Annotated in this window: 18 protein-coding genes and 1 riboswitch; of the genes, 6 read left to right on the forward strand and 12 right to left on the reverse strand. The window is 70.4% G+C overall.

From position 1 onward, the window contains the following. Nucleotides 1-30: 30 nt before the first annotated feature. From AB0N02_RS29485 to AB0N02_RS29500, 4 genes are all read left to right on the forward strand, one after another. On the forward strand, nt 31-489 hold the full coding sequence (locus AB0N02_RS29485; protein ID WP_363953039.1) for a MarR family transcriptional regulator: 459 nt from the start codon (nt 31-33) through the stop codon (nt 487-489). A 291-nt stretch (nt 490-780) separates the two neighbouring features. Then, nucleotides 781-1,863, forward strand: a complete 1,083-nt coding sequence (locus AB0N02_RS29490) for a hypothetical protein (RefSeq protein ID WP_363953041.1) — start codon at nt 781-783, stop codon at nt 1,861-1,863. 13 nt (nt 1,864-1,876) lie between these two features. Further along, nucleotides 1,877-5,614 carry an endonuclease/exonuclease/phosphatase family protein gene (locus tag AB0N02_RS29495; protein WP_363953043.1) on the forward strand — a complete coding sequence of 1,246 codons (3,738 nt, stop codon included), beginning with the start codon at nt 1,877-1,879 and terminating at the stop codon, nt 5,612-5,614. Further along, nucleotides 5,608-5,731, reverse strand: a riboswitch (cobalamin riboswitch). Its footprint overlaps the gene before it by 7 nt. A 108-nt stretch (nt 5,732-5,839) precedes the next feature. After that, entirely contained in the window at nt 5,840-6,802 is a 963-nt protein-coding gene (locus AB0N02_RS29500; protein WP_363953045.1) for a LysR family transcriptional regulator, read from the forward strand. Here the strand turns inward: AB0N02_RS29500 and AB0N02_RS29505 are convergent. The 8 genes from AB0N02_RS29505 to AB0N02_RS29540 all read right to left on the reverse strand — a co-directional run bounded on the left by AB0N02_RS29505 (nt 6,789) and on the right by AB0N02_RS29540 (nt 14,841). After that, the gene (locus tag AB0N02_RS29505; protein ID WP_363953047.1) at nt 6,789-7,637 is read right to left on the reverse strand and encodes an alpha/beta fold hydrolase; all 849 of its coding nucleotides are present in this window, start codon (nt 7,635-7,637) and stop codon (nt 6,789-6,791) included. The genes AB0N02_RS29500 and AB0N02_RS29505 overlap by 14 nt on opposite strands. Before the next feature lie 120 nt (nt 7,638-7,757). Next, nucleotides 7,758-8,543 carry an ATP-binding cassette domain-containing protein gene (locus AB0N02_RS29510; protein ID WP_363953049.1) on the reverse strand — a complete coding sequence of 262 codons (786 nt, stop codon included), beginning with the start codon at nt 8,541-8,543 and terminating at the stop codon, nt 7,758-7,760. Further along, nucleotides 8,540-9,574 (reverse strand): ABC transporter ATP-binding protein, encoded by a 1,035-nt coding sequence (locus tag AB0N02_RS29515; RefSeq protein WP_363953051.1) that lies wholly within the window; start codon nt 9,572-9,574, stop codon nt 8,540-8,542. Before AB0N02_RS29515 ends, AB0N02_RS29510 begins: the two co-directional genes overlap by 4 nt. Next, entirely contained in the window at nt 9,567-10,553 is a 987-nt protein-coding gene (locus AB0N02_RS29520) for an ABC transporter permease (RefSeq protein ID WP_363953053.1), read from the reverse strand. The genes AB0N02_RS29515 and AB0N02_RS29520 overlap by 8 nt, the downstream gene beginning before the upstream one ends. Further along, nucleotides 10,550-11,479, reverse strand: a complete 930-nt coding sequence (locus AB0N02_RS29525) for an ABC transporter permease (protein WP_363953055.1) — start codon at nt 11,477-11,479, stop codon at nt 10,550-10,552. The genes AB0N02_RS29520 and AB0N02_RS29525 overlap by 4 nt, the downstream gene beginning before the upstream one ends. Continuing rightward, nucleotides 11,466-13,169, reverse strand: coding sequence for an ABC transporter substrate-binding protein (locus tag AB0N02_RS29530; protein WP_363953057.1), 1,704 nt, complete (start codon nt 13,167-13,169; stop codon nt 11,466-11,468). Before AB0N02_RS29530 ends, AB0N02_RS29525 begins: the two co-directional genes overlap by 14 nt. A gap of 399 nt (nt 13,170-13,568) precedes the next feature. After that, nucleotides 13,569-13,934 carry a darcynin family protein gene (locus AB0N02_RS29535; protein ID WP_363953059.1) on the reverse strand — a complete coding sequence of 122 codons (366 nt, stop codon included), beginning with the start codon at nt 13,932-13,934 and terminating at the stop codon, nt 13,569-13,571. Next, on the reverse strand, nt 13,924-14,841 hold the full coding sequence (locus tag AB0N02_RS29540; RefSeq protein WP_363953061.1) for an NAD(P)H-binding protein: 918 nt from the start codon (nt 14,839-14,841) through the stop codon (nt 13,924-13,926). Before AB0N02_RS29540 ends, AB0N02_RS29535 begins: the two co-directional genes overlap by 11 nt. 115 nt (nt 14,842-14,956) lie before the next feature. On the opposite strand from AB0N02_RS29540, the gene AB0N02_RS29545 reads away from it, so the two are divergent. Then, nucleotides 14,957-15,895, forward strand: a complete 939-nt coding sequence (locus AB0N02_RS29545; protein WP_363953063.1) for a LysR family transcriptional regulator — start codon at nt 14,957-14,959, stop codon at nt 15,893-15,895. A gap of 153 nt (nt 15,896-16,048) precedes the next feature. Here the strand turns inward: AB0N02_RS29545 and AB0N02_RS29550 are convergent, their stop codons facing one another. From AB0N02_RS29550 to AB0N02_RS29560, 3 genes are all read right to left on the reverse strand, one after another. Continuing rightward, nucleotides 16,049-17,119: a sigma-70 family RNA polymerase sigma factor gene (locus AB0N02_RS29550; protein WP_363953065.1), complete on the reverse strand. Its 1,071-nt coding sequence runs from the start codon at nt 17,117-17,119 to the stop codon at nt 16,049-16,051. Between the two features lie 401 nt (nt 17,120-17,520). Next, nucleotides 17,521-17,934, reverse strand: coding sequence for an SgcJ/EcaC family oxidoreductase (locus AB0N02_RS29555; RefSeq protein WP_363953067.1), 414 nt, complete (start codon nt 17,932-17,934; stop codon nt 17,521-17,523). Between the two features lie 310 nt (nt 17,935-18,244). Beyond that, on the reverse strand, nt 18,245-18,940 hold the full coding sequence (locus AB0N02_RS29560; protein ID WP_363953069.1) for a helix-turn-helix domain-containing protein: 696 nt from the start codon (nt 18,938-18,940) through the stop codon (nt 18,245-18,247). 70 nt (nt 18,941-19,010) lie between these two features. Between AB0N02_RS29560 and AB0N02_RS29565 the strand changes: the two genes are divergently transcribed. Further along, nucleotides 19,011-19,343, forward strand: coding sequence for a cupin domain-containing protein (locus AB0N02_RS29565; RefSeq protein ID WP_363953071.1), 333 nt, complete (start codon nt 19,011-19,013; stop codon nt 19,341-19,343). 201 nt (nt 19,344-19,544) lie between these two features. Here the strand turns inward: AB0N02_RS29565 and AB0N02_RS29570 are convergent, their stop codons facing one another. Then, on the reverse strand, nt 19,545-20,093 hold the full coding sequence (locus tag AB0N02_RS29570; protein ID WP_363953073.1) for a GNAT family N-acetyltransferase: 549 nt from the start codon (nt 20,091-20,093) through the stop codon (nt 19,545-19,547). Nucleotides 20,094-20,356: the final 263 nt, after the last annotated feature.

Genomic DNA, 20,356 nt, shown 5'->3' on the forward strand with positions numbered 1-20,356 from the left:
TGTGATTGACATGTCAATCAGGAGGCGGAGATGACGCGGAAGCGCAGCCTGCCCACGGCCGACGAGCTGCGGGTATGGCGGGAGTACATCGAGACGGCCGAGGCTCTCAGGGCGATGATCTCGGCGCGGCTGCAGAGCGATTCCGCGCTCTCGCCCGGCGACTACGCGGTCCTGCTGGCGTTGAGCGAGGCGGAGGGCCATCGGATGCGGTCCTCGGACCTGGCGGCGCACATCAACTGGGAGCGCAGCCGCCTTTCGCACCACCTGGGGCGGATGGAACGGCGCGGGCTGATCGGCCGCGAGGACTGCGCCGCCGACAGCCGAGGGGCGGAAGTGGTGCTGGCCGCCCCGGGTGCCGAGGCGTTCCACGGGGCCACGGTGCCGCATCTGCGGGCCGTACGGGAGTTGTTCGTCGACGCCCTGACGCCCGCACAGCTCGGCGCGGCCGGAGAGGTCACCGCCGCGCTCCGCGCACACATGATCTCCTGACAGGTGCCGAGCCGGGACAGGTGGGTGGACCCGATCCCCTCCGGCTCACAGGCTCGCCGGGCGGCGCCAGCGGCCGCGCCGTACTCGCCGTAGCCCAGATGCAGGGGCGCGGCGCCCCAATCGGCCGCCTCCACGGCCGGCCCCTCGCCAGGGGCACAGACCAGTGGGTGCCCCTGGCTCGAAGGGCTCGGCTCCGGGCTCAAGCTGAACCCGCAAGGCCCGGTATCGGAAGGGCCGGCCCGGCAGACGAGATCCGTCACAGGCACTCGTCGAAGACCCCCTGGAGGAGACGTGTTCCAGCACCTGAGAAGGCTCGGCTTGGTGACGGCGGCGTTCGCGGCCGCCCTCACCGTCATCGTCGGCCTGGCCGTCCCGGCGTCGGCCGGCTACCACTTCGGATTCCCCGGCGAGGACACCCAGTGGCGCGCGGTGACCTACGCCGGCGGGCCGATCTCCAGCCGGTCCACCCCGGGCGAGGCGCGCGACAACCACGGCGACATCCTGCACGCCTGGCGCGGCGCGGACAACGACGGCATCTGGATCTCGCTGAACAACGGCCCCGCCTACCAGTTGCCCGCCACCTCCGGCGGCCCCGGGTACGCGCAGACGCACGCCGCCCCCGTGGTGATCTGGACCGACGACGGGTTCCGCGGCAACTTCCGGATCTTCCACACCGGCACCGACGGTCACCTCTACCAGCACCGCGTCCAGCTCACCACGAGCTACCAGTTACCGGCCACGCTGCCCTTCGCGACGAAGGTCCCCAACGACGCTCGCACGTCCGACGACCTGTCCGTGGCGGCGGCCGCGCTGCCGAACAACTCCTACATGCTCGGCTGGAACAGCCAGACCAACAACGACATCTGGACGATGTACTACGACGGCGGCAGCTCCGCCTTCGCCACCCCCTCGGTGGTCCCGAACGCGACCAGCTACAAGGCTCCCGCGCTGGCCGCGCAGGTGAACGACGGCAACGCCCCGTGGAACCAGGTCGTGCTCGCCTTCACCGGCACCGACAACAACGTCTACATGGCCCGCCAGCGATACGGGTTCGGCGGCTGGACCAACCCGCAGGACGTCGGCTGGTCGCGCTACGCCCCGTCCGTCACGCTCTCCGGGACCGGCTACGGCGCGGTCGCCTACGTGGACCTCGACAACGGCCTCACCACCACCCGCATCCTGCGCAACGGCGACTCCTCCGAGTACTACGAGGAGAACGCCTACGCGTGGACCGGGTCGGCCCCGCTGGCGGTGACCAACGGCAGCGCCCTGTACTACGTGATCAACGGCGCCGGCAGCAGCCTGTCCGGAGTGCTGTGGAAGTTCGCCACCGATTTCGGCACCCTGCCCACTCCCCCGGCTCCGCAGTGGTGACGGGCGACCTGTCATGAGATCTCTCCTCGCCGCCCTGCTGCTCTTCCTTCCGCTCTCGGTCCCCCTGACGGCCGCCGCCCCGGCGGTCGCCGATCCTCCGGTCATCGTGACGGCCGGCCCGGGCGCGGAAGGACCGGACCTCGGTTCCGCCAACCGGGCGTTCCCGCCCGCCGGTCTCCCCGACTGGTCTCGGGTGGGCTACCGCAGCGGCCAGCCGCTGCCGGGCGGCGGGGACGTGACCGACGACGCCTCCTGCCGCATCACCCCGGCGCAGCTCGCCTCCACCTACCAGGTGATCGCCGACGACGGCGTCGACGACACCATCGGGCTGCAGAACGCGATCGACGCCATCAAGGCCCAGTGCTCGCCCAACGCCAACTACCACCGCCTGTCGCTCATCTCCCTGCCCGCCGGCCGGATCGACGTGTCCCGGCAGATCTACGCGGACGCCGCCTTCCTCATCCTGCGCGGCCAGGGTTCCGGCGACGGCGGCACCAAGCTGGTCTTCCGTCCCGACGCGAACACCCGCTACGACACCCTGGTCAACGGCCGCTGGGACCAGGACACCATGAAGGCCGGCACCGGGAGCGACACCGGCACCGGCGGCTGGATCTGGCCGGGCCGGGGCCTGTTCCGGGTGCAGGCCAGGGACGTGGCCGACCGCTACCAGGACGACTGGGCGGCGGCCCCGGCCAACCGCAAGGACCTCTTCGAGGGCAGTGTCAACCAGCACTGGGTCTCCGGCATCAAGGTGGCCGCCCGCGCCGGCGACCCGGGCTACTCCGCCCGGCAGGGCGACACCGTCATCCAGCTCGTCGCCAACGCCGCCATGGCCAAGTTCGCCCTCGGCGGCTACGTGTGGGTCGGCGCGGCCAACAGCCTCGGCTTCTACACCCAGCAGGCCGTCACCGATCGGACGCAGATGGAGAACCTCCACATGCGTCAGCAGATGTTCCGCGTCGTCCGCATCGACGCCACCGCCAAGACGATCACCCTGGACCGGCCGCTGGAGTGGGACCTGCCGGTCGACTCCACCTCCGACGGCTCCACCCCGCTGGGCGACACCCCGTACGCCAGCAAGGTCACCCCGCTCAAAGTCGTCCAAGGAGTCGGGTTCGAGGACTTCGCCTTCACCCAGGACATGAACGGCCTGCCGAAACTCGGCGGCGGCACCTACCAGCTCACCCCCGGCCAGGCCGTGCACAACTACGGCAACATGGCGCCCGAGTACGCCATGCACGGCATCGTCTTCAAATGGGCCGCCAACAGCTGGGCTCGCGGCCTCAAGGCCACCATGACCGGCTCGCACCCCATCGTCACCGAGAACGCGCGCAACCTGCAGATCGAACGCAACAGCTTCGACGGCGCCTGGAACAAGGGCAAGGGCGGCAACGGCTACCTGCGCGGCAGCCGGGTGTGGGACTCGCTGTGGGCCTACAACCTCAGCCGCAACCTGCGCCACTTCACCTTCCAATGGTCGGCCGGCGGCAACGTCGCCTACCGCAACGACCTCGACTCCGACCTCAACCTGCACGGCGGCTGGGAACACAACAACCTGTTCGAGGCCAACACGGTGCGCGTGCCGTACGAGCACCGCTCAGGCAACTGCCAGACCAACTGCGGCGGCGAAGGCGGCGAGATCGACGACGGCACCTGGTGGCCGATCTGGTGGGCGGCCGGCCCCAAGGCGGCCAAATGGTCGGGCTCGTCCGGTCCGCAGAACGTGTTCTACCGCAACACGCTGGTCAAGCAGGCCACACCCGGCGGGCCGTTCGAGACCTACACCCCCTACTCCTCCGGCACCGTCTTCGCGTTCGGCTCCGACGACGCCGTCACCCAGCGATTCCGCCCACTCGGCCAGGGCGGCCAGGCGATCCCCGACTGGACCGGCCGCGAGACCCTCGACTACACCGGCCAGGGCGTGGCCACCCGCGACGCGGGCAACCGCCCTTCGCTGTTCCTGCGCGATATCGGCGGCGTCGTCGAACCGCGCACCAACGACCGCCGCACCGTGATCACCTGGAACATGCAGGGCGCGGGCACCACCGGCGCGGGATCGTACGAGAGCAAGTACACCCTGGGCGTCCAACAGCTCCTGGTGCAGAGCGGAGCCGACATCGTCCTGCTGCAGGAGGCCGGCGCCCCGCCCAACGGCGCCACCCACCTGCGCGACATCCCGCAGAACGTGTTCCACCGGTGGGACATGACATCGCCGCCGGTCCGCGAGTACCAGTACGGCGGGACGTCGAGCAGGCCGCGCTACCTCTACTGGCTGCACACCGACTCGGCCACGAACACCGACACCGGCCGGGTCAACCTGGCCATCGCCACCCGCACCAGGGCCCAGCAGGTCTTCGTCGCCCCGGCCGGGCTGGACAGCGGCGCCGAAGGCCGGCCCGCGGTCGGCGTCGCCATCGACGGCGTCGTCTACTTCACCGTGCACGGGCTCTCCGGCAACGCCCGCGGCAACGACGACCCCGGGTTGCTGCGTAACATCAGGACCCTGATGTCCACCGCGGGTCCCGGCGGTACGGCACTGCCGTGGATCGCGCTGGGCGACTACAACCGCCCGCCGTACTCCCCGGGGGACGGCTCGCCGGACCGGTCGCTGTCCACCGCGGTCACCGGGGAGTTCTCGGTCTTCGCCCCGCCGGAGCCGACCCACCCGACCCGCCAGCCCGTGGACGGCGACCCGATCACCGACCGTGTCCTCGACTACGCGGTCGTTCCGATCGGCGGACCCACCGCGCACCCCGCCGTCCAGAGCGTGAACCGGGTGAGCATGATGACGATGTCGGACCACTACCCCGTCGCCTACGAACTCGCCAACCTGCCGAACCCGCCACTGCCCCCGGCGCAGGTGGTGCCGGCCCTGCCGCAGACGGTGGTGCTGCGCAACGCCGGCACCACCAACCTGGCCGGACCCTCCGGCAGCGGCAGTAGCGGCCACGTGGTCAGCGACCAGTCGCGCTCGGCCCAGGCGCCGACACAGGTGTTCAGCCTGGCCCGCGACGCCGAATTCCCCGACTTCTACCGCCTGATCGCGGGCAGCCCATGGGCCGGCCGCTATCTGGGGCAGGAAGGCGGCGTCCGCGACGCGCGGATGGTGCTGTGGCCGAACGAGGCGATGGACCAGCTCTGGCGCCCCGTCTACCAGGGCGACGGCACCTGGATCCTGCACAACCTGGGCACCGGCCAGGCGCTCACCGCCCTCACCGGCGGCGGTGAGCTGGTCGGCCGCGACCTCGACGGCTCTGCAGGTCAGCGCTGGTTCCTGCAACCGGCCAGTACGGCCGGCAGTGTGAACGAGGTCGTGCTGCGCGGCTCCCTGGACCCGTCGCTGGCGATCGGGGTCGACTACATGGAGGAGGATCCGATGCCGGTGGAGCTGACGCCGGACGCCGACGAGCCTCAGCAGCGGTTCATCACGATCCCGGCGGGCCGTACCGGCGACGACGACTGCTACTACCTGGTCTATGACCAGAAGTACCTCACCTCGACCGCGAGCCACCCCCGGGAGCCGCTGGACCACAACGGGGTCTCGGCCAGCACGTTCCGCTCAGGCGACGACGGCTACCTGTGGTGCGCGACACCCGACGGCACGGGCGGAGTGCGCCTCAGCAACCACACGACACCGTCCGAGCGCCTGTACCTCACTCCTCCCGAGCCGGGGTACGAGCAGCTGACGGTGAACCGGTTCACGCCCGGCCTTCCCATCCCCAGCTGGGTACTGTCGGACGCCACCCAATGATCTGGTGCGGGCGCGGGCGATCCGGCTTCACGATCAAGGTCGTGTCACGGTCGCGGGACAGTGTCGGCCTCGCACCGGCTTCCCCGGAGAACACTCGCGGGCGGCAGGAAACCCCATGCCGGAGCGTTCGCGTCCGAAAGCACCCGCTAGCATCGGGGTCCCCCGGTCCCGCCTCGCGGATACTCCATCGCGACGGATGCCCGGCCGACTCGCGACGGAGCCCGCGTGCCCACGATCGACCCCCGACGTCTCCTCGTCCTCCGTGCCTTCGTGCTGTCCGACTCGGTCACCGCGACCGCGGCGGCGCTGCACCTGACGCCGTCCGCGGTGTCGCAGCAGCTCGCGGCGCTCGAGCGCGAGGTCGGCCACACGCTCGTCGTACGCACGGGACGCAAGCTGGCGCTCACGCCGGCCGGGCACATCCTCGCCGGGCACGCCGAGGAGATCAGCTCCCGGCTGAAGATCGCCGAGGCCGACCTGGCCGCGCACGCGGGCGGTGTCCTCGGGCAGCTCCGGATCGGCGCCTTCCCCACGGCGATCAGCTGGTTGGTGGCACCCGCCATCGTCGAGCTGCGCCGCCAGGCGCCGGGCGTCGACGTCACGGTCGTCGACGCGGAGGCGCACATGAGCCACCGGATGCTGATGCGCGGCGATATCGACGTGACCGTCAGCCTGGAGTACGAGTCCAACCCCGAGCGCGACTCCCCCGACATCGTGAAGTTCCCGCTCTACATCGAGCGGTTCAAGGCCGTCCTCCCCCACGGGCACCCGCTGTCCGGCGAGGAGGGCATCGAGCTCACCCAGCTCACCAAGGAGGGCTGGATCATGCCCTCGCCCGGTAACCCGTGCCGCACGATGGTGCTGCAGGCGTGCGCCGAGCTCGGCTTCCACCCGCCGATCATCCACGTCTCGGACGACTACCGCGCCGCGCTGGCGCTGGTCGCCGCAGAGGCGGGGATCTGCCTGGTGCCGGAGTCCGCGCTCTCCGCCCGCGACGCCGACTGGGTGACGATCCTGCCGACGCGCGGCATCGCGCCGCTGCGCAAGGTGATCATGACGACGCGGCGCGACAACCAGGGCCACCCCGTCGTACGTGCGGGGCTGGAGGCGATGCGGGCCGCTGTCGCCAAGCCGGACTCGGAGATCTACGGCCCGCTCGCGCGGTCCGACACCTTCAGCGTCGAGTGACGGCTCCGGTCGGCGGCGCGTTCTCGCGAAGGAAGGCGTCGACGTGCCGGTGGTACTCGTCCGGCTTGTCGCGGCGCACGCAGTGGTGGGCGCCCTCTATCACGACGACGTCGAAGCCGGGCGCGACGGCCGTGAGGCGCTCACGGGAGTGCTTGTCGACGATGACGTCGCCGGTGCCGGTGACGAGCAGCGCCGGTACGCCGGCCGGGCCGACCGTGATCTGCCGCGCGGTCGGCGTCCAGATCCGGCGCTTCTCGTGGAGCCGCTGCTCCATGTAGTCGGTGTCGACGGCCTTCATCGCCTCGGCGAGCGGGCGCAGCTCCTGCTCCGCCCAGTGGGGCTTGAGCTCGCGCTGCATGTCCATGAGCTCCTCGACCGACGCCGTGCCGGCGTAGTCGAAGGGGTCCTTGACGGTCTGCTCGACGCTGAGCCACGGGTTGGGACCGGCCTCCGGCAGCCACCACGGCGGGTCCTCGAGCACGACACCGGCCACGAGGTGCGGGGCGTCGGCGGCGACGAAGGCGGCGATCCGCGCGCCCATGGAGTGCCCGACGACGAGCGTCTTGCGCCCGGTCTCGTCGAGCATGTCCTTGAGGATGTCGATCGCGTCCTGCACCATCACGTCGGTGGACGGAACGCCCTCGTGCTCGGGCAGGCGGCCGGGCGACTTCCCGTGGCCCCGGGCGTCCGGCGCCACGATGTGGTAGTCGCCGCCCCAGCGGTCGACGGCGTCGCCGTAGCACGCGCCGGACTCCACGGCGCCGTGCAGGATGAGGATGGCGGGCGCATCTGCTGCGTCCCGCCCGTATTCTCGGACGAACAGGTCGGTTCCCACATGTCCTCTTCAGTACTCTGTCGCGCCGGACTCCGGCCGGCTCACGACGGGGTGGTCGTTCGGTGAGTCATGGTCATGATCGTGGCACGCCTGATCGGCGGCGCGCAACGCGCCCGCAGGTCAGGCCGGTAGCTCCGCCTCCGGTGTCGCCTCGACCAGCGCGCGCGTGCAGGGGTGCCGCGGGGAGCGGAAGATCTCGTCGGACGGGCCGGTCTCGACGATGCGGCCGCGCTGCATGACGGCGACGCGGTCGCTGTAGAGCCGGATCACCGCCAGGTCGTGGCTGACGTGAAGGAACGAGATCCCCTGGTCGCGCTGCAGGTCGGCCAGCAGGTTGAGGATCTGGGCGCGCACCGACACGTCGAGCGCCGAGGTCGGCTCGTCCGCGATGATCAGGTCCGGCTTGAGGGCGAGCGCGCGCGCCACGGCGACGCGCTGGAGCTGCCCGCCGGACGCCTCGTGCGGGTAACGCCCCAGGTAGTCGGCGCCGAGGCCGACCGACTCCAGCAGCGTGACCAGCTCGGCGGTCGACGTCGTCTCGCCGTGCGCACGGAAGACGTTCTCCAGCGTCTGCCGCACGGTCTGCCGCGGGTTCAGCGACGCCAACGGGTCCTGGAAGACCATGGCGACGTTGCGCCGCAGCCGCCGCAGTCCTCGCCGACCGAGGCGGGCGACGTCCTGCCCGTCCGTACGGACGGTGCCGGACGTCGGCACCACCAGGCCGTTGGCCATCCGCGCCAGCGTGGACTTGCCCGAGCCGGACTCGCCGACCAGGCCGAGCGCCTCGCCCCGCTCGACGTGGAGCGAGACGCCGTCGACGGCGAGGAAGCCCTTGCGCCCACGGCCGAAGCCGGCGGTGCGGTAGAGCTTGCTGACGTCGGTCATCTCCAGGATCGGCTCGCTCACCGGGCGACCTCCTGCGGTGCGGGGAGACGATCGAGGTGGCAGGCCGCAAGGTGCAGGCCGCCGTCCTCGCTGGTCGGGCGGACGGTGGGCAGCGGTACCTCGATGACGCAGCGCTCGCCGACCTGGTCCGCGAAGCCGCAGCGCGGCGCGAAGGCGCAACCCGGCCCGGCGTCGCGCAGCGACGTGGGCGCGCCGGGGATGGCGCGGAGCCGGGTCCGCTCCCCTCCGGTGTCGAGCCGGGCGTCCAGCCGCGGCGTGGCCGCGCGGAGACCGGCGGTGTACGGGTGGGCGGGCTGATCGAAGATGTCGCGGAGGCTGCCGTACTCGGCCTGACGGCCGGCGTACAGCACGAGGACGTCGTCCGCCGCGCTCCCCACCACCCCGAAGTCGTGGCTGATCAGGAGCATCGCCATGCCGTACTCCCGCTGGAGCTCGCGGAGCAGGGCCAGGATCTGCGCCTGCACCGTCACGTCGAGCGCGGTGGTCGGCTCGTCGGCGATGAGGAGCGCAGGCCGATTCACCAGGGCCATCGCGATCACCGCGCGCTGCCGCATGCCGCCGGAGAACTCGTGCGGGAAGCGGCGTACGGCGTACGCGGGCTCGGGGATGCCGACCCGGTCGAGCATCTCGACCGCGCGGGCCCGCGCGGCGCGGCGGGTGACCGACGGGTGGTGCAGGCGGACCGCCTGGGCGATGTGCGCGCCGATGTCGAGGTACGGGCTGAGCGCGGACATCGAGTCCTGGAACACCATGGCCACGTCGGAGCCACGGGCCCGGCGCAGCTCGCGCTCGTCGGCGGAGAGCATCTCCCGGCCGGCGACGACGATCCGGCCCCGGGCGCTCGCCCCGCGCGGCAGCAGCCGCATGATCGCCCGGCCGGTGATCGTCTTGCCCGACCCCGACTCGCCGACCACCGCGAGCGTGCGGCCGCCGTCCAGCCTCACGGAGAGGTCCCGGACGACATCGGCGGTGACGCCGCCGCTGGTGAACGAGACGCACAGGTCCTCGATCTGGAGTACGGGGTCAGGCACGGCGGATCCTCGGATCGAGAAGCGGCATCAGCAGGTCGGCGATCAGGTTGCCGACGATGATCAGGAAGGCGGAGAAGAGCGTCACCCCGACCACGATGCTCAGGTCGGACTCGTTCACGCCGGACAGCAGCAGGTCGCCGAGCCCGTGCAGGCTGAACACCTTCTCCGCGATCACCGACCCGCCCAGGAGCGCGGTGACGTCGAGCGCGAACATCGCCACGACCGGCACCATCACGCCGCGGACGGCGTGCCGGTTCACCTGCCGGGTCGACGCGCCGCGCGCGGTCATCGCGACGAGGTGGTCGGCCGAGAGCTCGTTGAGGAGCTGGGTGCGGGTGACCCGGATGTAGCCGGCGGCGAGGATGCACGACAGCACCATCCACGGGCCGATCAGGTGCCAGGCCCAGTCCGCCGGTGACTCCGAGAACGACACGAAGCCGGAGTACGGCAGCGCGTTGAGCATGAAGCCGAAGACCTGGAGGACGAGCAGGCCGACGAGGAAGGTCGGCACCGACAGTCCGAACATCGCGAAGCCGGTCGAGAACCGGTCGACGATCCCGCCCTTGCGTATCGCCGACAACGCGCCGAGGCCGATGCCCACGACGAGGCACAGGACGGCCGCGCCGGACGCGAGCGACAACGTGACGGGCAGCCGCTCGGCGATGAGCGTCGTGACGTCGCTGCGGTTCGGGAACGAGTAGCCGAAGCAGGGCGCCTGGCAGTGCACCTGCTGGGCGCCCGCGCCGTACGTACGGCCGACGAAGAGGCCCTTCACGAACTCGGTGTACTGCCACACCGGGCTCTGGTCGGTCTGCATGTAGGCGCTGACCTTGGCCCGGGTGTCGGGCGGGCACGGCTTGCCGCACATGGCGCGGGCCGGGTCCTTCGAGGCCCCGAAGAAGAGGGCTATCGTCACGAAGGCGATCGCGAGGAGCATGAACACCGCGGTGACCATGCGGCGGGCGATGTAGACGATCATGTAGCATCCTCCGTGCGCACGTCGAGGACGTCGCGGAGCGCGTCGCCGGCGAGCGTGGCGCCGAATACGATCAGGAACACCACGGCGCCCGGGAAGAGCATGTACCAGACGTCCGCGCCGCTGTAGATCCACGGCAGCGAGTCCGAGAGCAGCTTGCCGAGGTCGGGGACGTCGCCACGCAGGCCGACGCCGAGGAACGACAGTCCCGCGACGACGCTGACGTTGCCGGGCAGTGACATCGCGAACAGGACGACGACCAGGCCGAAGAGGTGCGGCAGCATCTCGCGGCGGATGATCTGCCAGGGCGGAGCCCCGGTCGCGCGCGCCGCCTCGACGAAGGCGCGGGCGTTGATCGCGCCGGCCTGGGCGCCGATGATCCGGGCCGGAACGGTCCAGCCGAAGAAGGCCAGTACCAGCACGAGGACCAGGCCCCGCGGCATCTCCGGCGGCACGATCGCCATGATCGCGATGACGAACATCAGGCCCGGGAAGCCGAACATGAAGTCGATCACCCGCCCCGCGACGGCGTTGAGCCAGCCGCCGAAGTACCCGGTGGCCGTACCGAGGACGGCGGCGAAGGCGATCGACAGGATGCTCGCCCCGAACGCGATGAACAGCGACGAGCGGATGCCGTAGGCGATCTGGGCGAACAGGTCGACGCCCGTCACCGGGACGACGCCGAGCCAGTGGTCGGCGCTGACGCCACCGAAGGCGCCCAGCGGACGGCCGCCGTCCGGGTGGAGCAGCTCGGTGTGCAAGGTGCTCGGATCCTGTCCCTCGATCCACACGAGCAGCGGGGCGCAGAGCCCCGCGACGAGCGGCACGACCAGCATGACCAGACCGGCGACGCCGGACCGCTTCCGGAGGAAGCGGCGGAGGACCGACGTACGCCGGCCCTCCGCCTGCTGGATCTCAGTGATCGACACCGACGACCAGCTCGTTCGCGAAGGGCGGGTAGGCGGGGATGAAGTAGTTCAGGATCTTCGAACCGGCCAGGGCCTGCGTGCGCTGCACGAGGATCGGCACGACCGGGGCGTCCTCCATGATCTGCTTGTCGATCGCGGCCCACATCGCGGCGGCCTTGCCGAGGTCCGGCTCCGCGATCGCGGCGTCGATCGCGGCGTCCACCTTGGGGTCGGAGAACTTCGAGGCGTTGCCGCCGCCGTTGCCGATCTCGCTCGACGCGAACAGCGGCTGGATGGTGCTCATGCCGCTCGGGAAGTCCGCTCCCCAGCCGTTCGTCGTCATGTCGTAGTCGCCGTCGGCGGACGAGACGAGCTCGGACCAGGTGTCGCCGTCGAGGCCCTTGAGCTCGACCTTGACGCCGACCCGCGCCAGCGAGTTCTTGATGCTCTGGGCTTCCTTCTCCTCGATCGCACTCACGTCGGTCGGGTAGGTCAGCGTGAGCTTCAGGCCGGAGACGCCGGCGTCGGCGAGCAGTTCCTTCGCCTTGTCGACGTTGCCGGTGTCACCGCCGTCGTACAGGTTGTACTCGGTGTAGCCGGGGATGCCGGGCGTCATGATGGTCGAGGTGATCTGGCCGCCGAACTTCGGGCCGCCGTACACGCTCTGCAGCTCGGCCTTGTTGATCGCGTAGTTGATCGCCCGCCGCACGCGGACGTCGGAGAGGCTCGGACGCTTGACGTTCATGGCGAGGTAGCGGAAGTAGCCCGACGGGCTGTTGGCCATGCGGGCGGAGATCGACGGGTCGGACTCGATCCGCTGGAACTGCGACGGCGAGATGAGCGCGTTGCTGATCGCGGTCTTGTCCTCGCCCTTGTCGTCGATGAGGCGCTGCACGATCGTGTCGTTGTTCAGGCCCATGTCGAGGATGATCTTGTCCGGGCCGGCGAGCCGCACCTGGTCGGTGTCGGCCTTCCAGTTCGGGTTGCGCTCCAGCACCGCCTGCGAGCCCTTGCTGAAGCTCGTCACCTGGTACGGGCCGCTGGCGACCGGGTGCTCGCCGTACGTCTCCGGCTTGGTGTCGGCCGCGGCCGGCACCGGCGCGAAGGCCGGCATGCTGACGATCCACGGCCAGTTGCCGAACGGACGCGTCAGGTGGAAGACGATCTTGCGGTCGTCGACGACCTCGACGGAGTCGAGCTTCTTGCCGTCGTACGGGCCGTCGTAGTCGGTGCCGCCGACCAGCAGCGTCTTGTGGTAGCCGAGGCCACCCTGGAACATCGGCGCGAACGACCGCTCGATGCCGTACTTCACGTCCTGCGCGGTGATCGGGCTGCCGTCGGAGAACTTCAGGCCCTCCTGCAGCGTGAAGGTCCACGTCTTGCCGCCGTCGTTCGTCGTACCGGTGTCGGTGGCGAGGTCCGGCACGAGGATCGTGTCCTTGTCCGGGAACGTCTGCCACGACGTCAGCCCGCGGTGCACCCACCGCAGCCGGCTGGTCGGCACCATCTGCGCGTTGGCGGTCTCGAAGGATTCGTTCGCGCGCCGCGAGAGGTAGTGCAGGGTCCCGCCCTGGGACACGGACTCGAGCGCCGTCGTGTTCTTGTCCTTCGTCGGCTCGGTGGACGGCGAGTTCGCGTTGCAGCCCGCCATCACGAGGGCCAGGACGAGCGCGAGCCCTGCGGGCGCCACTCTCCGGGATCGATTCGCCATAGATCGCGCTTCCTGTGAGGCGGTCCCGATCGGTCGGGTCCGCTGCTTGAATCTCAGGAAGGGAGTCTGTTGGCGGGCGAGAGCGCGCGTCCATCGAGGAGTTCTGCAGGGAACCTTTCAGAAAATCTGAAAGATCGCGGAGATCTGCGTGCGGCATCCACGATAACCCGGCGGTCTCGGTGGCTGGAAGACCGTGGCGCACACCCGCGGGCGGGACCTGGCGTTTGCCCCATGACGCCGATCTCCCTGCCGACAACACCCGTATCAACGCTTGCATCGGTCTCGTCGCCGGATCTACCGGCGAGTGACAACGCGGGGTCGCGTTGCCATCCGCTCGGCTGAACCGCCGGCCGGTGCTTCCGCGGGGCGGTGGCGGCACCGGCCGGTCAGGCAGGAGCGTCAGGTGGCGAGGGTGGCCACCGGCTCCAGGCCGTAGGTGCGTGCGTAGCCGTTCTCGGTGCCCACGAGCAGGTCCACAACGTCGAAGTATCGGTCCCAGAAGGGGGTTTCGCGCAGCGCGTCGATCAGCAGCCGGTAGGCGTCGTGGTCGTCCGCCTCCCAGACCCAGATGTCGGTGACCCGCGCCGAGTAGAACTCCGTGTCGTAGAAGCGGGAGCGGACGCCGCGGGTGCGGGCCTCGATCACCGGGACGACCTGGGTGGTGAAGGCCTGGACGCGTTCGGCCACGGTCATCGAGAGCCATTCGGGCGTTGTCTTGACCAGCATGAACGCGGTTACCGGCGGCTCGATTCGGTCAGTGGGCATCGACTGCCTCCGGTGTGGCGAGGACGGCGGGCTTGAGAGTCTGCGCGCACCACTGCGCGAATCCGGTGCCCGGGCCCGCCTGCGGCGAGCGGTCGACGCCCGAGTCCAGGCCCTGGTCCTTGGCGCGCTTCATGTCGACGACGCCCTCGACGAACGCCTCGTTGAGGCCGTGGCCGAGCAGGGTGGACCGCAGTTCGTCGAGCGGCCGGCGCCGGTAGCGGACCGGACGGCCCAGCTCCTCGGTCATGATGCGGGCCAGGTCGTCGGGCGACAGGTCCTGCGGGCCGAGCACCGGAACACTGCCGACGCCGGTCCAGGAGCGGTCCAGCAGCAGCCCGGCCGCCGTCGCGGCGATGTCGGCGACGGCCACCAGCGGGGCCGGACGGTCCGCGGCGACGGTGTCGGTGAAGACGCCGTTCTCGCGGATCGAGCCGGCCTCCTCCAGCAGGTTCTCGAAGAAGGACGGGCTGGCCAGGGCGCGGTAGGCGACGCCGGAGCCGGCGATCAGGTCGTCCATGGCCAGGGAGGCGGTGACCAGCCCGGCCCGGGCGGCCTGCGGGGTGCCGCGGCCGAGCGCCGAGACGCCGACGACATGGCCGACGCCGTGGGCGGCGAACGCCCGCGCGGCCGGGCGGGTGAAGCCGCTGAACGCCTCGTCGGGCGTGGCCGAGGCGTCCGGTGGCACCAGCCAGAAAACGGCGTCGGCCCCGGTGAAGGCGCGCTCGACGGTCGCGGCGTCGCCGTGCGAGCCGGTGACCACCTGGACCCGTCCGCGCACGGTCTCGGGGAGCCGGGCAGGATCACGGACCACGACGCGCAACTCCTCTCCGCGTGCGGGCGCGGCCTCGACCAGCAGCGAAAGCAGCCTCCGGCCGATGTTCCCGGTGGGGGCGGTAATGACGATCATGAAAACCTCGCGGTCTGTGTCGGATCGGTACGGCCCTTCGATCGTGCAGACCCGAACCGCATTGCCACAATGGGAACCTCAGCATCCAATCATTGCCTGAAACGGAATCATGCCGGTGAGCAGCCCATCTCCGAACCTAGACGCCAATCTCGCCGTCGCCCTCGACGCCCTGCTGACCGAGCAGAGCGTCACCCTTGCCGCCGCGCGGCTGCGCACCTCCCCCGCGGCGATGAGCCGTACCCTGGCCCGGCTGCGCCGGGTGCTCCAGGACCCGCTACTGGTGCGGGCAGGACAAGCGATGGTGCCCACACCCCGCGCAGAGGCGCTGCGGGACGAGGCCGCCGCGGTGGTGCGCCGGCTGGAGGCGTTGCTCACCCCGAGCGGTGCGATCGACCCCGCCGCACTGCGGCGCACCTTCACCGTCCAGGCCTCGGACCTGGTCGGCGCGGCGCTGGCACCGGGTCTGCTCGGGCTGGCCCGGCGCCGGGCGCCGGGCGTCTCGCTGCGGGTGCTGGCAGAGGAGTGGGAGGCGGGCCCCGCGCTGCGCGAGGGCCGGATCGATCTGGAGATCGGGGCCATCGACCACGTCGACCCGGAGACCCGGGTCGAAGAGCTGGTCACGCTGCGGATGGCGGTCGGCGTCAGAGCCGGGCACCCGCTCGCCGAAGGAACCCTGACGCCCGCCAGGCTGGCCGCGGCCGAGCACGTGGCGGTCAGCCGCCGGGGACGTTTCAGCGGCCCGCTGGACGCGGCCTTGGCCGAGCAAGGGCTCAGCCGGCGGGTCAGCGCGGTCCTGCCCGGACATCTGGCGGCGATGGCCCTGGCCGCGGTCGGCGACGTGGTCTGCCTGGTGCCGACCGCGCCGCCGGGCGAGCCCCCTTCACCACTCAGCGGCACGGCGCACGCGCTGGGACTACGCCTGCTGGAAATCCCGCTGCCGCTGCCACCACTGACGATCGGCATGGCCTGGCACCCGCGCCACACCGCCGACGGGGCCCACCAGTGGCTGCGTGGCGCCGTGCGCCGGGTACTCCGTCCGGCCCGGGAGGAATAGCCCACGGCGCGGGTCCGCGCACACCCGGGCGCCCGGGCACAGGTCCGAACCCGACCGTGGCCAGAAGCCTGGGGCGGTCGAAGCCGCGGCAGACGACTTCGACCGCCCCAGGCCGGGTGCCACTACCGCTCGGGGCCGATCCGGTACCGGGGCTCAGGCAGCCGGCGCCGGATCGGCCTCCGGATCGGCCTGGTCCTGCGGGTCGAGCTTGGTGAAGGCGATGGCGAGTCCCTGGGCGTCGAGCCTGGCCGCCAGGCCGAAAGTCGCGTAGACGTCGGGGTCCTGGAACACCGAGTTCCGGGTGATGCCCTCGTCGGTGACGGTGAGGATCTGGAGCGTGTGCAGGTCGTACCCGTCGCCGACGCGCCGATAGGCGGCGAATCCGGGCTGGCCGCCGTTGGCCGTGACCTCTTTGAGGAGCCACTCCTTTCCGGCCGCCCCGAAGACCCATTCCATGAACAGGCCGTAGTTGCCGCGACCGGAGAACCAGTTGAGCATCGGCGGCATCTCCATGATGACGTCCTCGGTGAGCAGTCGCTTGAGGCCCTCGACGTCGGCGACCTCGAACGCTTTCATATAGCGTTCGAGCCAGGCGCGCTGCTCGGCTGCGGACGGCTCGCTGACCCGTTCCTGCCGGACCCCGGCCTCCTTCATACGGGTGCGCGCCCGCTGCAGGGAACTGTTCACCGACACGACGGTGGTGCCGAGGATTTCCGCCGTCTCGGCCCCGGAGAAGCCGAGCACGTCACGCAGGATCAGCGCACCGCGCTGACGCGCCGACAGGTGCTGCAGGGCGGCGGCGAACGCCAGGCGCAGGCTGCTGCGGTCGATCACGGTCCCGGCCGGATCGCCCGCGTCCAGCGACGAGTCCGGCAAGGGCTGGAGCCAGGCGGCGTGCTCTCCCCGGACGAGAGGCACGAGCGGATCCGACGCGGCCACCGTCCCCGACGGCAGCGGTCGGCGCCTCCGAACCTCCAGGGCGGTCAGGCAGGCGTTCGTCGCGATCCGGTAGAGCCAGGTGCGCAGTGAGCTGCGAGTGTCGTCGTACTGCTCCCGCGCCCGCCACGCCCTCAGGTACGTGTCCTGGACCAGGTCCTCTGCGTCGTGAGCCGAGCCGAGCATCCGGTAGCAGTACGCCACCAGCTCCGTCCGAAACGGTTCGATCCGACGATCGAAGCCCTCTTCCCCCGCCATCACGCCACGCCCCATCTCCACTACCGCCACAACCACCCTTCCTGGCGACGTGCAATGACAATCCGCTATGGCGGATAAATCACCACGCGGTCATCAACGGCCTGGCCATGACATACGTCCGATTTTAGATAAAGAACAAGTTTAGTGCCTGTTCCTGAACCTCACTTGTAGGCAGGGGAATGACGAATATCGGAATGAAAAGTCCCGCCAAGGCGGCCGGAATCAAGGCCCTTGGCGTGACTTCTCGTTCGGAGGCGTCTCGGGGGTCGCCCGGGGTCGCATCCGATGCAAGGTCCGAGGCGCCCACGCGAAACCTCTGGCTATCGGAAATCGAAGTTCCAGCAGCTCAGAGCGGTGCGGGGCTTACCGGGACCTTCCGGTCCGATGTTCGTCGTGGCACCATACGGTCACTACCGGTAACAGGGAAGGGTTCACCGCCCGGGCGCCAGCACCGGGCTGTTGTGATAGGCGGCGATCAGCCACTGACCGTCCCGCTTCTCGAAGACCCAGGTCGCGTTCACCTTGCGCCGGTCGTCCGGAACCCCGGTCTCGCCGGGGAACAGGATGCCGGATTCGCTGATGACGATCGCGGCGTCCCTGCCGACGAAGCGAAGGCTGAGCTGTTTGTTGTAGGTGGAGCTGCCCTTGAGCGGCCCCGCGAAGCCCAGGGCCATGTTCTCGCGGATCACGTCACGGCTGTCGCGGAGCGAACCGGTCATGATGGCGGTCGCGTCCGCGGTGTAGTTGGCGACCATGCCGTCGGCGTCGCCGGCCTCCCACGCCTTGTAGGAGGCAACCAGCACGGCCTGGATGGCGGCCTCGTCTTCCACATGACTGTCTGACATCGGATTCTCCCTTGCGATCGGCTCGCCCGGGTGTTCCGGTGAGCTCGTCAGTACATACCGACGGCGAGGTCGGAACTCATCGCGGCGGACGAGACCTTTTTTCCGGGTCTTCAAGGGCGGCCTGACGGCCGCCGTCCCGCCGGGCGTGCGGCCGCACCGGCGGCCGCTCCACCGTCATCACCCCCGGGCTCCTCAAAGCCGCCGCGACCTGCTGCCCAGCCCCGAGCGCTCGGTCACCTACCGCGGGACCGGCCGGAGTGGTGCGTTCTTGACGCGGGAGCGGGACTGGTGTCGTTGAACCAGGGGGTTGTCATCGCGACTTGGCCCGGAACGCCCGCCGGTAGGCGCCCGGCGTTGTGCCCAGGGTGTTGAGAAAGCGCCTGCGCAGGTTGGTTGCTGAGGACAGACCGACGCGGCGGGCGACGGCGTCCAACGGGAGGTCGGAGGACTCCAGCAGGTCCCGGGCCGTGGCGATCCGCTGGGTGAGCAGCCACTGCCCCGGGCTGGTGCCGAGCTGATCGGCGAACCGCCGGGCGAGGGTACGTGTTGAGACGCCCGCGTGCGCGGCCATGCTCTCAACGGTCACCGGTTCGCCGAGTCGCCCGATGATCCATTCCAGCAACGGCGCGAGTGTGCCGTCGATCTGTGCGGGGTGCGGCGCCGAGTACTGCAACTGCCCGCCCTCGCGGTGGGGCGGCATGCTGACCACCCGCGCTCCGCGGGAGTGCGCGTGGCGCAGCGCCCGGACGACCGCAGGTGCGGGTGGCTCCCCGGTGGGCAGCCAGCCCGGGATGATCACGGTGTCCGCCCGGTCGAGCGCGTCCAGCCCGTCGGTCACGAGCATGTCGTATCCGGCGCACGTCGAGACCCGGCCAGGGCGCTCCGCGCACACGCTGAAGGCGTACCGCGCCGGAAGTCCTGGCCGCTCGATCCCGAACACCTGGGCCGCGCAGGCGAGTTCGAAGGTCGATTGCGGTGAGCGGGCGAGCGCCACTACGCGATGCATGGCAGGAAAGTACCGTGTGACGTCTTTCCTGACACTCGGCGGGGCGATGGTCGACCGCCAGGCTGGCCCCATGACGACAGAACAGAACACGCCCGCCTATGTGTGGTCCGCCGTCCAGGACGCCCCGGTCCGCGAACTGTTCCCAGGCATCCGTACGCGCCCGCTGTGGACCGGGGACAACGGGGCAAAGGCCTGTGTGCTGGAGATGGACGCGAACACCTGCTGGCAGGGAGTCGACGTCCACGAACCGGGGCCCGAGGAGGTCTTCGTGGTCTCCGGCGTCTTCAACGACGGCGACCGGGACTATCCGGCCGGCTCCTTCATCCACGCTCCCGCAGGTTCCTCGCACGTCCCGCAGACGACGACGGGCTGCACGCTGTTCCTCTTCTACCCGGAAGGCTAGTTCCGGCCTCTGAGAATGAGCGCAGACACTGGAGGACGTGGCCCGGCTCTCCCCGCTCAGGGAGCGGCACATCAGCTTCCTGGGCCGCCACCTGTTCGACATCAAGGCCGGCGGCCCCGGCCTGCGCCCCTTCCGGGACGCGGACGCCGTCGAGGACGACGAGGACCGGCGGCCGGCACACCACCCCTTCCGGGCACGAGCTCAACCGGACGGTGTGAGCGAGGACCACACTCCGAACCACTGCTCGGCGCCGTACTCCTCGAACCGCTCCACCTCGGTGAACCCCAGCTTCGCCGCGAGGCGCATCGCGCGGTCGTTGGCGGTCTGGGTACAGAGCACCACCGGCTCGCTGGGAAGTGCGCCGGCGAACCAGTCGAGTGCCGCCGCGCACGCCTCGGCGGCGTACCCGCATCCCCACGCCTCCGGCAGGAACATGTAGCCGAGCTCGGCCTCCCCGGCATCCGGACAGACATGACCCGGACGCTCCGCATCGCGCCGATCGAGCGTGATCATGCCGATCATCGCCCCATCGAGATCGACCACGAAAAGGCCAGGGCGCCGCCCGGGCACCTCAGGCAACGCGCGTTCGAACTCATCACGCGGTCGAGGGCCACCGATGTAGGCGCCCACCTCCGGCGAGGTGAACAACTCGACGAACGCCGCACGGTCCCGGGCCTCGGACTCACGGAGCACGAGCCGCCTGGTCCTGATCAGGGCAGGCGGCCAGGTGGCGGGCCCAAGATCAGTCATGGCGGGCAACCTATCGCACGCCCGTCAAGCGGCACACCCGGGTTCCCGGGTGCACCAATGCGGAGACATGGTGAACCATCGGGTCCAGACGGAGCCGACAGCCTCGGCGGTGATCTCGTCCCCACCGCACGCGAGTGCGGTGAGATCACTCACCTCGGAGTCGTAGAGACGGGGGCGGACTTGCTCGATGGTCGCGATTCCTTGCCCAATCCCGCCCTCCTGAGGAGAGAGGCGGAAGCAGACCTCGAGGGCGATCGAGTGAC

Origin of the sequence: Streptosporangium sp. NPDC051022 (assembly GCF_040683035.1) — a bacterium.
Lineage (GTDB): Bacteria > Actinomycetota > Actinomycetes > Streptosporangiales > Streptosporangiaceae > Streptosporangium.